The 16,173-nt window shown below is 41.2% G+C and carries 9 protein-coding genes and 1 pseudogene; 5 read left to right on the top strand and 5 right to left on the bottom strand.

Translation table 11 applies throughout. From position 1 onward, the window contains the following. Positions 1-296 precede the first annotated feature (296 nt). The 4 genes from PSYCG_RS09010 to PSYCG_RS08995 form a co-directional block, all read right to left on the bottom strand. Positions 297-647 carry a Holliday junction resolvase-like protein gene (locus PSYCG_RS09010; RefSeq protein WP_187289112.1) on the bottom strand — a complete coding sequence of 117 codons (351 nt, stop codon included), beginning with the start codon at positions 645-647 and terminating at the stop codon, positions 297-299. Between the two features lie 76 nt (positions 648-723). Continuing rightward, positions 724-942 carry a hypothetical protein gene (locus PSYCG_RS09005; protein WP_020443902.1) on the bottom strand — a complete coding sequence of 73 codons (219 nt, stop codon included), beginning with the start codon at positions 940-942 and terminating at the stop codon, positions 724-726. A 20-nt stretch (positions 943-962) separates the two neighbouring features. Further along, on the bottom strand, positions 963-1,265 hold the full coding sequence (locus tag PSYCG_RS09000; protein ID WP_020443901.1) for an IS630 transposase-related protein: 303 nt from the start codon (positions 1,263-1,265) through the stop codon (positions 963-965). Positions 1,266-1,550: 285 nt separating this feature from the next. After that, on the bottom strand, positions 1,551-2,252 hold the full coding sequence (locus PSYCG_RS08995) for a hypothetical protein (RefSeq protein ID WP_020443900.1): 702 nt from the start codon (positions 2,250-2,252) through the stop codon (positions 1,551-1,553). A gap of 454 nt (positions 2,253-2,706) precedes the next feature. Between PSYCG_RS08995 and PSYCG_RS08990 the strand changes: the two genes are divergently transcribed. The 5 genes from PSYCG_RS08990 (at position 2,707) to PSYCG_RS08970 (ending at position 15,520) form a co-directional block, all read left to right on the top strand. Continuing rightward, on the top strand, positions 2,707-3,672 hold the full coding sequence (locus PSYCG_RS08990) for an OmpA family protein (protein WP_020443899.1): 966 nt from the start codon (positions 2,707-2,709) through the stop codon (positions 3,670-3,672). Between the two features lie 72 nt (positions 3,673-3,744). Beyond that, entirely contained in the window at positions 3,745-10,389 is a 6,645-nt protein-coding gene (locus PSYCG_RS13130) for a BapA/Bap/LapF family large adhesin (protein WP_020443898.1), read from the top strand. Between the two features lie 234 nt (positions 10,390-10,623). Next, positions 10,624-12,078, top strand: a complete 1,455-nt coding sequence (locus tag PSYCG_RS08980) for a TolC family protein (protein WP_020443897.1) — start codon at positions 10,624-10,626, stop codon at positions 12,076-12,078. A 5-nt stretch (positions 12,079-12,083) separates the two neighbouring features. Continuing rightward, entirely contained in the window at positions 12,084-14,339 is a 2,256-nt protein-coding gene (locus tag PSYCG_RS08975; RefSeq protein ID WP_041772592.1) for a type I secretion system permease/ATPase, read from the top strand. Between the two features lie 11 nt (positions 14,340-14,350). Further along, positions 14,351-15,520 carry an HlyD family efflux transporter periplasmic adaptor subunit gene (locus PSYCG_RS08970; RefSeq protein WP_020443895.1) on the top strand — a complete coding sequence of 390 codons (1,170 nt, stop codon included), beginning with the start codon at positions 14,351-14,353 and terminating at the stop codon, positions 15,518-15,520. Between the two features lie 247 nt (positions 15,521-15,767). Here PSYCG_RS08970 and PSYCG_RS13485 read toward each other — a convergent pair. Continuing rightward, a pseudogene (locus PSYCG_RS13485) lies at positions 15,768-16,035 on the bottom strand (transposase); the annotation flags it as partial. Between the last annotated feature and the right edge of the window lie 138 nt (positions 16,036-16,173).

Below are 16,173 nucleotides of genomic sequence, written 5' to 3'. Positions count from 1 at the left end.
TACTTCTATGAATAATGTCTTTTGACTAAAAATTTGTCGCATTTTATTGAGGAGTAATACTATTGCATTAATAGTCTTTTCATTAAAAAAGACTATTAATGGAGTTGTTTTTATTAATTGTATATACAAATCAATAATTTAGGTATATCTCTAGAGGTTATTGAATGGACCTCATTGTTCCAGTAAACATGTTTTAAGAAGAGTATAGGGACTTTATATCTAAAGGTTGAAGTGAATAGAAAGACTGATCTACACACTTACATATACACGCATATCTTCCGTATCCTCACAGTATTTTATTCTAAGCTCTTTGAAGCTAACCTACCTATTTTGGCTTGCTTGATGATTTTCTGTCGTTGGTTAAGCCTAGCATTCCCTGTTTTAACTTCTGTAATAATGAGATGCACGTCCTCGATAGGCACGTTGCCATCAGCGCATTCGTGCAAGTTTTGGAAGATGACGTAGTCAATCGGTTCACCCATAAATCGGCAGTCCGAAGGGTTGTACAGAAAGTCAGTAATAAAGGGCGTGGACTGTTCACCAATCTGACCTTTTAGTACATTGCGCTGCATATTGTTGGAACGCTTTTGCGCCTCTTTAATGTCTTTTGCTAATTGCTGTTGAAAGGCTGCTTCTTTTTCAAACATATCGTTCCTAATTTGCGTAACATCACATTTACTCTGTAGCAGAGCCTTATTTTGTGATTGTATCCGCTGTATATAGTCAATCCACAATAAAACTGGAACATCCCATATCATAAAACAATTTAGACAGATTATTCTCCATCCCGCCTTGGCGTAGAAATTTAGCTTGTGCCCACTTCTTCTCGATGGGGTTTAAGTCAGGGCTATAGGCTTCAAAGCCGCTTTCATCCATATAAACAATGGGATAGCCTTGCTGCTTAAAAGCATCAAGTTTATTCTGATATACCGCTTTCTTCATCGGACAGGCTTTTGGATGTTCTAAGATCTTTTTTGACTAATACCAAGGCGCTTCAAGGCATGATGAATGCCTGTTTTGCTACAATTTAGTCTACGAGCTCGCTCATAATGATAAGCATCAGGATACTTTTTAACATCATTTAATAAAACGTCATCAGGTATTTTGACAAGGGCTTTATTTCTGCTCGTCTTAGGCTCTAAAGTTTTTTTCCAGCTGTGAATGGTACTCGTACTAAGCTCGTAAAAAGTAGCAGCTTCTCTCACGGTCATACTGTTATCAATGCTAGAAATTACCTGTTTGCGAAAGTCTATTGAATAGGTCATCGTTTATTTCATTAAATAAGTTGATTATAAGTGCTGTATTGGTTTTATGTGAATTAGACTATATAGCAAACTGAGCTAATTGATGACATACCCTAGTTCCTATAAGATTAGCAGCTTGAATCAGTCATAAATTTCTAGCTTTCTTAGTCACGATAAGCTTCTGTTGATACGCTTATTTTACCAAGTTTGGTTTTACATTTTTCTGAGCATAGCTCAATTTCTACATTTTAAATTATTAATTTCGACATGTTTTTAGTGAAAAAATTCTTATAAAAATATGAATTTTTATTCAGCATTACCAATAGCTAAATCATTACTTTCACTATTATGAATATATTTATTCTGTTGTTGTATTTTATCTATTTTTTGTTGATTGCGTTTTTTTACTTCATTAATAGCATCGCTAATTTGATCGTTAGTTTCTTCTATTTCAGATTTTATGAGATCATACTTGCTATCTATTTTAGGTTTTGAACTTTGTATAGGTGTATCTATATTAAGCAAACCTAAATCATCTTTAATATCAGCTAAATCTTCATTAGAAAAACTGCTAGGTTCTACATCAATATTTCTTACATTTTCTAGTATCTTGTTATTCTCTTGTAAGTTTTTATTACTTATTGTTTCCATTTTCAAGGGATAAATAGGGGTAATATTAACGACCTTTAAAGATTTACTAGGCATTTTCTCCTTAGTTTTACTAATTGATTCTTGGCTCATATCTAAATTCTTCTCTCGAACGTTGTCAATTTCATAGTCTTTTTCTGCAGTATTAAGCGTTGCTACCTGAGCTTGAGTCATAGTCGATAGATAATCCTTTTCTATGTTAGTACGCATAGTAGTATCTTCAATAAATTCCTGACTGTTAGCTATATTGTCTGTACGATTTTCATACGAATTTATATAGAAAAGAAAGAAGACACCTAGGTGCAGAAGTATTGCAAATACTAACGCTGCTGACCATTTTTTAAAGAATTGAGACATCATGAAAAATCCTTTTTTTCTAATCTTAGAATGTGGCAGCCATGTATATGTTTATCAAAATATTGATAAGATTTTCTAAAAATAAAACTTTCTATTGAAAGTTTTATTAATCAAATATACAAAATAAAATATGAAATTCTCAGTTAGTAATGACTCCATATTGTACGATTGTTTTTATGTTTTTTAGAAAAATATTACTCGGTTTAATCTTCGTGATATGAAGACAGGTTTTATTATATATTCAGGGTGAGAGTGTATATTTTAGTAAAATCACTCGATTGCATTATAAATATGGGTAGATATAATAAAGTGAACACCACAGTAAAAATTAGCTATTGCTTTTTTTAAGAGGCATAATTTTTTAGGAAAACCCAGCTCAATTTTAATGAAATATCAAATATCTATAATAATATTGATATTTATATACTGGATTTTCCATTGACAGGAATAAGATGCTATGGACAGCAGAACTGTATTGTTATCAACCGCGATTTTTTCAGCAATTGGTTTAGTAGGTTGCCAGACTATAAAAACCGATTCCATGTTATCTACCTCTAATAATAGCTATGAAGTTAAAGACGTTACTTGGGGAAAAACTGGCGAGCTATTTCATGTGCCTACTGATAATAATTTAGCAGCTAATGAAAGCAGAGTTGTCTTTTTCCGCGACTCGAATGATAACGAGCAGTTACATAATGTCAAAATAGGAATGGGATCTGATAACACCTTCCATGTGAGTCTTCAAAACGGATATTATTCAGATGCCGTTATCTGTAGCGGCGATCAAATCATTACTATAGGAAAACTAAATCAGGAAAGTGGTCAAGTTATTTCTCATTCTAGAAATTATCAATTTATTCCTCAAACAACAACTTATTTGCAAGTTTTCTTGTCAGCAGCAGGTAGTCCTGTTATTCAGCAAATACCAGCTGATGAAGCATTGGTGTTATTAAATCAAACGACGCGTCAAACTCATCAGATCAGTCGGGTTTTAGCGGGCTGCAATGTTTCAACATCCTTTCCAATTTTAGCTTCACCCCAAAACCCAATAGTGATCCCTGCGGTAGATAAAACGGAAATTAAAAACCCCGCGCAGTTTAATGTGCTGTTTGACTTCAATAGTACAGGTGTTAAAAGCAATCACTCTGCAGTGTTAAGGAGCATGGCTAATTTTATTCAAGCTTATCCAAAGATGTCAGTTACGTTAGAAGGTCATACGGACAATAAAGGTTCTGAAAGCTATAACTTAAAGCTTTCGGAGTCCCGTGCAAATATGGTTAAAGATATTTTAGTAGACCAGTACGATGTTGAAGCTATGCGTTTAAGCACAGTAGGGTATGGGGAAACTATGCCAGTGGATACCAATGATACTGAAAAGGGTCGTCAAAACAACCGCCGAGTTGTTGCTATCGTTAGTCAATGAAATAACTAAACGAACTCATACTTCTATATGGATAAGTCTCTCATTTAGAACCAGTTAATTAAGGATGATTTTATGAGCACTATAACTGTCAAAGTCAACGCCCAAACTGAAACTATTACTGAACATAAGGTTGTGACACAAAATGGTAAACCTACAATAATAAAAGCCGTTGATAAAGTGAACTACGAGCTACTTGATGAGTCTACGGGCCGCGCTCCGAACCATATTGTTACCAAACGTATAGATAAAGCACTGCATATCTCTTTTGAAGACAATAATGAAAATCCTGATCTTATTATTGAAGGGTTCTATGATGATATCGATAGTGCTCTTATCGGTGTTGCTGAAGATGGCAGTTATTATTATTACATTCCTGATTCCGGTGAAGTTGGCGACTACGTCACTGAGCTACAAGCAGGTGAAATGCAGGGTCAAGCGCTAGGCGGCAATCCACAGGTCGCGCCTTGGTGGGTAGGTGCTACAGAAACTGAAGGTTTTAATGCGTTACCATGGTTGGTGGGTCTTGCAGGTGTAGGGCTATTAGGCGCTGCTCTAGGTGGTAGCAACAATGATAGTAACAATACCAATAAACCACCAGTTGATACCACGGCTCCGGATGCACCGACTGACTTGGTGGTCAGTGAAGACGGTACCAAGGTAACTGGTAAAGGTGAACCTGATACTAAAGTTGAAATCACAAATCCAAATGGTGATGTGATTGGTGAAGGTGTGGTTGATGCAGACGGTGAGTTTGAAGTCGACTTGGTTCCGCCACAAGTTGACGGTGAAAAGATAGAAGCTACTTTAACGGATAAAGCGGGTAATACCTCTGATTCTGAAAGTGCGACAGCGCCTGACTTAACTGCACCTGACGCTCCGACCGCTGAGATAAACCCTGAAGGCACACTAATCACAGGTACTACTGAGCCTGGTGCTATCGTTAAGGTAGATACTGATGGTGATGGCGTCCCCGAGTACACTGTTACCGCTGATAATGATGGTAACTATAAGGTTGATACCAGTGGCACGCCATTGGTTAATGGTGAGACCATTACCGTAACGGCAACCGATAAAGCGGGGAATAAATCTGATCCTACTAAGATTTTAGCTGCAGACAGCACAGACCCGACAGCCCCAGAGATTAATACACCTATTGCCAGTGATGATGTGGTTAATAGTGAAGAAGCTATAGAAGGATTTAATGTAACGGGTACTGGCACTGCTGGTGACACCATTACTTTAACCAACGAAGCGGGCGCTGTGATAGGCGTCACTCAGGTGAATGCGAATGGCAGTTGGATAATTCCTGTTAATACAGATAATGTTGCTGCAATGGATCAGGGTTCAGAAATATTAACGGCAACCGCATCTGATCCTGCAGGTAACACAGCATCTACCAGCACAACTATTAATATTGATACTGTAGTACCTGACGCTCCGACCGCTGAGATAAACCCTGAAGGCACACTAATCACAGGTACTACTGAGCCTGGTGCTATCGTTAAGGTAGATACTGATGGTGATGGCGTCCCCGAGTACACTGTTACCGCTGATAATGATGGTAACTATACGGTTGATACCAGTGGCACGCCATTGGTTGATGGTGAGACCATCACTGTAACGGCAACTGATGCTGCAGGTAACAAGTCTAACCCTGCTGACATTGTAGCAGAAGACAGCACAGCGCCTGGTGGCCAAGAAGGCGCCACTCAAGTTGCCCCCATCATTGCCATTCCAGAAGCTGAAAATGGCGTGAATGCAACAGAATTTGCTGATGGCATTCAAACCCAAGTGACCCTACCGACAGGCACCTTAATGGGTGACACCATCACTATCACGGTAACCCCAACGGGCGGCGGCGCTCCAATAAAAATCACTCATACCATTACTGACTCTGAGATCGAAGCTGGCGTCTCAGCGGTCACCATACCTAATGCAACCAACGGCATTACTGCAGATGGTGATTACAGTATTGTGGCCACCGTAACAGACAAAGCAGGCAATAGTAGTGCACCAAGTACGGTAGTGAATATTACGGTTGATACCACAGCGCCTGGTGGCCAAGAAGGCGCCACTCAAGTTGCTCCCATCATTGCCATTCCAGAAGCTGAAAATGGCGTGAATGCAACAGAATTTGCTGATGGCATTCAAACCCAAGTCACATTGCCGACAGGCACTTTAGAAGGGGACAGTATCACCCTAACCGTGACCCCAGCGGGTGGTGGAGCGCCCATACAGATTACCCATACTGTCACTGGTACTGAAGCCACAGCTGGCCTCTCAGAAGTTACAATACCCAATGACCTAAATGGCATCACCGCTGACGGTGACTATAGTATCGTAGCTACTGTCACAGATAAGGCGGGTAACAGCAGTGCGCCAAGTACCCCAGTAGATGTGACTGTAGATACCACCGCCCCAGCTGCGCCGACCACAGCGCCCATCGTCACAGACAACGTTGCCAATGATGGTAGTGGAGACGTATTAAATCCACCAGAAATAATCCAAGCTGGTGATGTCACCAACGATAATACGCCAAGTATTACCATTCCTGCGGCGCAAGCGGCTAAAGGTACGCCGCAGTTGATAGTTGATGGGAAAGTGGTGCCATCGATAGCCGTCACCAACCTAGATAATGGCATCGTGACGTTAACACCGCAAGTAGCGCTTGCAGAAGGTAAGCATGACTTAAGTTACAATCTGAAAGATGCTGCTGGTAACGTGAGTGAGAGTGCGCCTGTAGTGACAGTAACGGTAGATACCATCGCTTCATTGACCGTCAATAAGCCGATTGCAGGCGATAATATTGTCAATGCTGACGAGGCAGTTCAAGGTTTTAATGTAACAGGTACAGGTACGGCAGGCGATACCATTACTTTAACTTATGGAAAAAATGGTGAAATTGGTACTGCTATCGTAGGAGCTAATGGCAAATGGTCAATTGCTGTCACGCAAATAGACGTTGCCAATATGAATCAAGGGTTAGAAACTTTGACGATCACCGCCAAAGACCCAGCGGGCAACGTTAGTTCTGAAACCGCTGGTATTACTATTGTTCCTGCAGATCAATTAACCATTACCTCGCCAATTGCAGGTGACGATATCGTCAATGCTCAAGAAGCAAATACGGGCTTTAACGTAACAGGTACTGGCGTGGTAGGTGATCTCATTACCCTAACCAACCAAGCAGGCGATATCATCGGTACTGCAATTGTGGATGAGAATAATAAATGGAGTATCCCAGTCACTTCTCAGAATATTGCTGCCATGGGAGAAGGATTAGAGACTCTGACTGCAAAATCTACACGCAGCACTGATGTGACTAGCGCGACGATTAACATTGATACCATTGCCCCTGATGCCAATACTACTAAGATTATCATTGATGATGTCACTGCCGATGACACTATCAATGCGATAGAAGCTGAGGGGACTATCGCTGTTACAGGGACAGTCTCTGGTGATTACAGTGAAGGAGATGTGGTTACGATAACGGTTAATAGTGTTGACTATACAGGTGTTGTGGATCTTGCTGGTAAATTTAGTATTGAGGTTCCAGGTATTGAATTAGTCGCTGATGCTGATAAGACTATTGAAGTCAGTGTTACAGCAACTGATGTCGCTGGAAACACGGGCACAGTAAATACAACTAAAGAATATACCGTCAATACAGATGAAATCATCGCTGCTGCTGATAACTTTGTTGATTTTCAGATAACGGCTACGCCATTAGAGATAAAAAATGATACGCCATCAGATTTGAATAAGACAGGTTTTACCGTTGTCGGTGCAGGTTTAGGTCCTGTATTAAGTGCAGGCGTTGTCGCTGATGTCGTTAAAAATTCAGTGGTGCTTAATGTAGGTGAGGATCAAGTCCGTGAAGTCACCGTTCAAGGTAATGCAGGCGGCGTACAAGTCGCAGGCACCATGAATCTGAACTTATACAAATTAAATGAATCTACCAACGAATGGGAGCTGCAGGCCGTCAAAGAAAATTGGGTAGTGTCTTATTTACTAGGGGGCGTGTCTAAAGAGACCAACTTTAGCTTGGATGAAGGTCAGTGGCTCTTTGTTATGTCTGGTAATGAAGGTATCTCAGCGCTGACAGGTTATACCTTAAAATTCCTAGAAGATACCGTCTTAGATTACTCCCAAGCAACAGCGGTGAGTGGTTCAGTGGCAGGAAATATTTTAGCAGATGATGATGCAAGCTCTAGTTATGATGAGCTACCAGTTGGTACCACGGTGACATCCATCACTTCATTTAATGGCCCACCACAAACTCTTGAATCGGGCGAGACAACGATTCAAGGACAATATGGCACATTGACCATATCACCTGACGGTAGTTATGAATATAGGGTTAATGAAGACTTCCGTGGACCTTATGGCAGTGAAGAGAGCTTTACCTATACTATTACCTCACCTGATGGCAATACTGCTTCTGCCGAGCTTAATATTCAATTAAATATTCTTCCCGTTGACAAGCAAATCAAGATAGATCAGAGCCTAATTGTTGATGTTGAACCAACGATAATCTTAGATACAACCGATTCTGAGATTAAAGATGCTGTTGGCTTTGGGGTTCTTGATTTAAGCTTTGGCTCATCATCCGTGCTTGATCTTGAACTATTAGGCGGCAAGCCGCCACTTGAGTTTACGGTTGGTGACAATCAAGTGCGCGAGCTTACCTTACATGGTAGTGGGGGCGGGGTAGATATTGCAAAAACTTATAGTATGGCCGTCTACAAGCTAGATGAAAATACGGGACAATATGTACAAGTGCACTTTGAAAAAAATTGGTTCAATGTTCCATTCCTCGGTGGCAAGTCAGATCCTTTGACGCTAAGTTTTGGTGAAGGCGACTATAAAGCTGTTTTATTAACCGCAGGCGGTGTTGGAGTGCTTAGTGGTAATGGCTTATATGTGGATCGCGATATCATCTATGATTATGACCAACCTTCCAAGTTTATGGGTGAGATAACAGGAGACGCCACCCCTGATGCGGGCACAGTCATACTTAAGGTTGGCGAAGAATCTGTCACATCAGATACACCAGTGACTTACCAAGGTAAGTATGGGCAGCTCACAATAGATGCAAATGGCGATTACACCTATAGCGTAAACAATAACGCTAGTGATCCTAATTGGCAGCCGCCATATGGTGAGGTAGACTCATTTAGATTGGTGACTAAAGACGCAAATGGTAAAGCTGCTGTTGAAACCTTGAATATTAAGATTGGCACTCATACTGCGGTTGATGACTTCAATAAAGTGACAGTTCAAACGCAAAATACAGTGACAGTAAACGATATCGATATGCCAGATAAATTTGGTCAAAACTATGGGAAATCTTATTCAACGGAGTTTGACGTTGCTGATCATGATGCCGCTGCTCCAGTTGTTATAGAAGCAACAGCTAGTTCAAGCAATATAGCTTTTGGTGCTAATGTCACCATTACCTATACATTGTTAAATACCACAACTGGCGATAGCTTTACTGGATTAGTAGAAGGTACAAAGGCTAGTGCATCATTTAACGCTTCATTACCTGATTTGCCAGCAGGCAATTATGAGCTCACGATTACTACTAATAAAGGCAACTTGCAAAGCATCAACTTTAAGTCGTCGGTAATACATTCAGAAGATTACACAGCATCTTCTCTTGATCCGATAACGGGTTTGTTACTTGATAATGACACAGGTACAGACAATATCTCTGAACTAAAAGTTGGCAGTAAGTCCGTCTTTATCAGTGACCCAAACCAAGGTGCTAAATCGATTGATATCGAAGGTTTGTACGGAACCTTGACGGTCAATAAAGATGGTAGCTATAGCTATCTACCAAATGGCGAAAGCTTTGGGATTGAAAACTTTACCTACCAAACTATATCTGTGACTGGCGTCAAAGAAACCGCTAATTTAGAGATTAACGTTGGTAAAACAGTTACCGCCTCTATTCATAATGATGTTGCTATTAGCTCTGCTGCTAACGATAGCTTCATAATGGGTGTGGGTGCTGATACTTTAGTCTTCGATAATCTAGGTACAGCAAACGGCGGCAATGGTAATAATGGTCTGGATGTTTGGAGTGACTTTAGTGCGGCCCAAGGCGATAAGATTGATGTGACAGGCTTGCTCGATGGCAATCAAACGACTGAAAATATCGATAACTACCTGAAATATGAGAATGGCGTTCTCATGATAGATCGCAATGGCAATGCTGAATATGAAGCACTATTACAAGTCACAGCTACTGATCTTACTGAGTTGTTAGGCAGCATAAAGTGGCAAGTGGCAGGTGCTAGTATAGCAAGCTATAGCATTGGAGCTATTGGTGAAGATACTGTTTATCTGGATGATATCTATGGTTCATCCTTCCGTAACTTTGATGAAGGTTCTGATGTTTTCAATGTGACTGGCTCGGGTCAGACCATTAGTTTGTCAGATTTCTTCGAGACTGAAGTGATTGATATTAGCGGTACGGGTGCAAATACCTTAAATATTGGAGAGGAAGATATTACTGGTTCTGAAATGTCGAATCCGATTTATATTAGAGGCGATGGTGATGACACAGTACATCTTCAAGGGAATGATTGGAGTAATACTGGACAAAATGTTAACGACAATGCAGGACAGACCTATGATGTCTGGCAGATAGATAATAGTTTCTCTTCTCAGGTTTATATTGATACTGAGATTGCCAATATTATCTAATGATATTGCGATCTAAAAAACGCTTCCCTAGTTGGAAGCTTTTTTACACTTATTGCTGAGTGGTTTTAAAAGGTAATATTTGGACCTTCATGCCCAATTACTCATACCAAAATATATTTACAGAGCTAACTATCGAAACCTAATATGAAAAATCTGTCATACCAAAAAACTCTGTCTCATAGCTTAATACCATGCAGCCAAAGAACAATATTAGCTGCAACCATGTGTTTTGCTATGAATACGCAAGCTGCAGTAAAAGATATGCAAATCAATACTTTGATTACACATGCAGTTCAGACTCACCCTTTGGTTGGATCAGCTCGCGCCAATCAACAGGCAACCACGGAAGGTATCAATGCGGCAAAATTGAATCTATTACCAACCCCAAGCGTCAGCTCTGGCTATGATAGAGATAATGATTTTGTCTCACAAGTTACCATTCGCCAGCCATTGTGGACAGGCGGTAAGCTCACCGCTGAGGTCAATCAAGCCATATTTGATGACAAGGCTGCAGTTGAGTATATCTATGAGCAGCAAAATCTTGTAGCAAAAACCACGATTGATGCTTGGCAGGCTTATATACAGGCCATTGCTAAACAAAGCGTTCATATTGATGGTTTAAAAGAGTTGAATGAATTTGAAGCCATGATGCAGCGCCGTGTTAATCAGGGTGTCTCTGCGCGTATTGAGCTTGATCTAGTGACTAACCGTATATTGCAGGAGCAAAATGCCTATCAAGCGGCAGTAGAGCAGCAACGCATTGCGGCTGCGCGCCTTGAGCAAATTGTCGGGGAGCCTTTGTCGCAGAGTAGTGTGATGAGTTTACCCAATATCAAAGCACTCGTAAATCAAGCCAAACAACAATCCACCAATTTTGAGCGCATGGCGTTTGAGCAAGCCGGTTTTTATAATCCCACCGTGGTAAAAGAGCACTTTCAAATTGAGTCGGCAAAACAAGGTGTCGAAGCCCAACAAGCCTCTAAATATCCGACGGTTTATGCTCAATATGAGCACGCTTACTATCACGAAGACAATGAAAATAAAGGCAAATTCTCATTAGGGTTAAATTACGCACCTGGCGCAGGGTTTTCTAACCTAGCGCTGGCACGTGCCTCGCAGGCGCAGGTGAGCAGCCTGGTACAAACCCAAGAAGCGGCACGTCGGCGCGTTATAGAAAACGTTCAAGTACAATATCAGCAGTTTGTGAGTGCTAGAGATCGCGAGACCTCATTAGTAGCAGCGGTAGCGGGAGCGCAGATTGTCGTTAGCTCTTATCGTCGTCAGTTTATTGCCGGACGTAAATCGTGGTTAGAGGTGCTAAATGCCGTTCGTGAGCACAATGAGTATCAAGTGCAGCTGGTACAGACAAGAGCAGACATGCTAGGCGCATTTTATCGTCTTCAAGTAGATTTCGGCAGCATGCCTTGGCAACAGTATGGACACAATCGTGAGCCAGTGACATTATTTAAGCCATTGGATCCAGTAAAAGAGTGGATTAACAATCAAGAAGTAAAAAAGTCCGCCAAGAGCATGGGTTATGTATCGACAGTAGAAGAGGATTATATAGAAATTAGGTTGCCTGACAATGTAGAAGACAGTCTTAACAATGGTAATTTTATTATGCTAAACGAAGACTATAGTGTCACACCCATCGTTGATCAGAATACTATGATAGAGCTGAAGAAATGACTGATATGAGTGAAGAATTTAAGCTGACAACCGCAGATTTAGAGAGTAACCAGATGAGCAATATGGCAGATCAAATGTTGATGTCATCTGATTTGATACAGACTTTGGCTGATGCTATTAGGCATTTATTGAGCCAGCAAGGTTATCCGATAGACAATGTGCGCTTACAGGAAATGGTCGCCCGTTATAATGGCAGGTCAACCAATGATGACGGTCAAGTCATTAATGAGCTTGGTAGCGTGGTTGCAGTATTAAAAGACGTTGGAATAGATAAGACGCCAGAAATATTAGAGCAGCCAGACGCGGCTTTTTTACCCTTATTGGCTTATCGTTCGGATTTAGGCTGGGGCGTTATTGACGGTCAAACACCGCAAAAAAGTTGGAATTTTAGACAAGAAAATAATCATATCCATACGCGTGCTGATGAGCTGACATTCGTACTAAGGATTCGTCTTAGTGATGAGCATATCCAAAAGCGTAAATCCTCTTTTACAGACTTATTAAAATCCGATTTAGGCAACTATAAAGGCGTTCTTTTTGAAGCTGTTTTGGCTACCTTTTTGATTAATATGTTGGCATTGGCCGTGTCGTTATTCTCTATGCAGGTTTATGATCGAGTTATACCCACTCGCAGTGAATATACGCTCATTATTTTAGCCAGTGGTGTCTTTCTCGTGATCCTTTTTGAAGCTTTTATGAAGTTCTCACGGTCGAGAATTATGGATAAAGTCGTTGTGGGTTTGGATCAGTACTTGTCTCGTGAGGTGTTTCAACGTCTGCTAAAAGTTCGTATAGACCAGATGCCAGGCTCAGTAGGTTCGATGGCGGCGCAATTGCGTGGTTATGAGCAGGTGCGCAGCTTTTTTACGGCCAGTACGTTATTTGGCTTGGTCGATTTACCTATGACCATTATTTTCATCTCTTTAGTTGCTTTCATTGGGTCACCACTGGTGGCAGTCGTTCCTGTTATTGCCGCCGTGATTGCTGTCACGATGGGACTGTTCGCTCGTAAGCGTATTAACACCATTGCTGCTGAAGGTGCTACTGCCTCTTACTATAAGACAGGTCTGTTGGTTGAAGCGGTTGAAGGCGTTGAAACCATCAAAGCGGGGGCTGGAAGTTGGAAATTCTTATCACGTTGGCTTGATGTGATGAAGGTCACTATCAAAAACGATTTAGACATGAAGCACACCAATGATAATCTGACCTATTTTACCCAGATGCTACAGCAGATCAGTTATGTTGGGATTGTGATTGTCGGATCATTCGTGGTGATCAGCGGCGATATGACCATGGGTGGATTGATTGCTTGCTCGATATTGGGTGGTAGGGTATTAGCACCTGTCATGATGCTACCGAATTTGCTGGTGCAATACTCACATGCCAAGGCCGCTAAGCTTAATATTGAAACCTTGTTTTCATTAGAGCAGGACAACCACGGCGTTGCTTACCCATTGTCACCCAGTCGTATTAATGGTTTTTATCAATGTGAAAACTTAGGATTTAATTATCAAGGTAATGATAGAGCGGCTGTAGATATTAAAAAATTAACGATTCGTCCAGGGGAGCGTATAGCCATTTTAGGGCCTATCGGCTCAGGTAAGTCTACATTGCTTAAGATACTTGCTGGATTATATGCGCCTACTAAAGGGCGGGTCTTATTAGATGGTCTTGATATTCATCAGATCAGTCGCGAGACCTTAAGTGAGCGTTTGGGTTATCTACAACAAGATCATCGTTTATTCCAAGGAACGCTACGAGAGAACTTATTGATAGGAATGGCGGCGCCTAATGATGATGTGATGCAAGAGGTGCTGAGCAAGACTGGACTGATAAATCTTGTCTCTAGTCATTCTAGTGGTCTTGATCTGCCTATTAGCGAAGGTGGGCGCGGACTGTCTGGAGGGCAAAAACAGCTCGTTGCTTTTACGCGTTTATTATTGACTAAGCCCAATGTATTTTTACTCGATGAGCCCACTGCCTCTATGGATAATAGACAAGAACAGCGCTGCCTTCAAGTACTCAAGCAAGAACTGACAGAAGGTCAAACTTTTATCGTCTCAACCCATAAAACGGCATTATTAGAGTTGGCTGATAGACTGATTATTATGGACAATCAACGCATCATTATTGATGGTCCAAAACAAGCAGTACTTGAAGAATTGAAGAAAAATGAGCAAGCTAAAAATCCGCCTGCACAATCACCAAATTCTAAAAGTATAGTGAAGCCTATCATCACTAAAACGCTCACAGACGCTTAAGGTAAGTAGGTATGTCAGACTATAAGTATACGCCCACCACTATCAAGGTGGGTCGCTCAAGGCTAAGTATTTGGATCGGATTAATCGGCATCATGGTCTTGATCGTATGGGCGTCCTTTGCCAAAATCGATCAGGTGACTCGTGCAAAGGCGACTGTGATTGCTAGCGCTCGTACGCAAGAGATTCAAGCTTCAGAAGGGGGTGTCCTAACAGAGTTGGCAGTGACTGAAGGTCAAGAAGTAAAGGCCGGACAGCTACTTGTGGTCTTAGAAGAAGAGCGAGCTAAAGCAGCTTTAGATAACTCTGCTTCTAAAACAGCGGCATTAAAAGCTAAATTGGCTCGACTAAATGCAGAAATTTTTGAGAAGTCTCTTGTCTTTCCTAAAGAGATAAAAAATTACCCTGAATACGTCCAAAACCAAACTGCACTTTATAATCGTCGTCGTCAAGCCATCAATGAAGAAGTGTCTTCTCTTGAAGCGATGCTGGTACTAGCAGAAAAAGAGCTGATAATGAATGAGCCGTTATTGGAATATGGCGATGTCAGTCAAGCAGATGTGATTAAATTGCGCCGTCAAGTGGCTGATATTGAAGCGCAAATCAATAATAAGCGAAACAAATATTTTGAAGAAGCACAAGCAGAAATGACCAAGGCGCAAGAAGAGCTAGACACTGAGCTTGAGCAACTGCGAGATCGCGTACAGGTTTTAGAAGAAAAACGCTTGATGTCGCCGACAGATGGCAAAATTAAAAACATCAACGTGACCACTATCGGTGGTGTCGTTAAGCCTGGCGAAGTTATATTACAAATACTACCGACGAGTAGTGATTTGATTATCGATGCAAAGGTCAGTCCTGCAGATATTGCTTATGTTAAAGAAGGTCAGACAGCCACTGTGAAGCTTGACGCTTATGACTATTCAATCTTTGGCGCAATGAATGGAACAGTGAGCTATATCAGCCCAGATACCTTAATGGAGCAAACACCCAAAGGAGAGGAGCCTTATTATCGAGTGTTAATTATTATAACCGGTGCTGAGTTTAAGGGTAGAGAAGATAGAATAGTGATTAAGCCTGGTATGACAGCTTCTGTGGATATCAAAGCAATGGAGCGGACGGTATTATCTTACCTTACTAAGCCAATTACAAAAACCTTGTCAGAAGGCATGGGTGAGCGTTAGAAATGAGTATTAGTATAAAAAGGGCTGTGAGTACATATGTGTTGGCATAATAAAATTGGACAACGTGACCCCTGCCGTCAAATCCGTACAGTTAAAATTGGGAGATTTTAGTTACGCAGCTTGACGATAAAAGTCAAACCACATCTGTCTTGGCGATCGATAGCCTAAACCCTTTTGACTCCTGATTTCACTGCGAGCACAGCTCTCATCTTGCGTCGGGGCGAAGCAGTGCTTCGCTTTATCCCTCCTCATTTAGGATCTTTCGTTCCTCTTCAACTACTTTGAGCTGTCGTTTAAGACGCTTGTTTTCTTCGATCACCGCTATGAGTTCAGGGTCATATTGAGCTGTTCCGGCAAGTTTGCCTTGATGGGCTTTATTGTGCCAATTAGATAAGGTCTGCATAGGCGATACCAAGCTGCTTTATGGTCGTTGAAATATTCCCATCGTTGTCTGCTATCTTCTTGACGGCTTCTGCTTTGAATTCTGTACTATAAGTGCTGATTTTCTTGGTCATGGTAAACTTCTCATCGAGTCGTTAGTTTACCAAGTTTAGCTGTACGATTTCTTCAGCATAGCTCAGACTTAGTAAAGATGCTTGGTGGTAAGGTCGAGACTAAAACGGATTTAAAGTCGTTTTAAAAATTGAGGAGTT

The organism is Psychrobacter sp. G (assembly GCF_000418305.1).
Lineage (GTDB): Bacteria > Pseudomonadota > Gammaproteobacteria > Pseudomonadales > Moraxellaceae > Psychrobacter > Psychrobacter cryohalolentis.
Note: the sequence above shows the minus strand (reverse complement) of the source record. Positions and strands in the feature narration are given on the sequence as shown.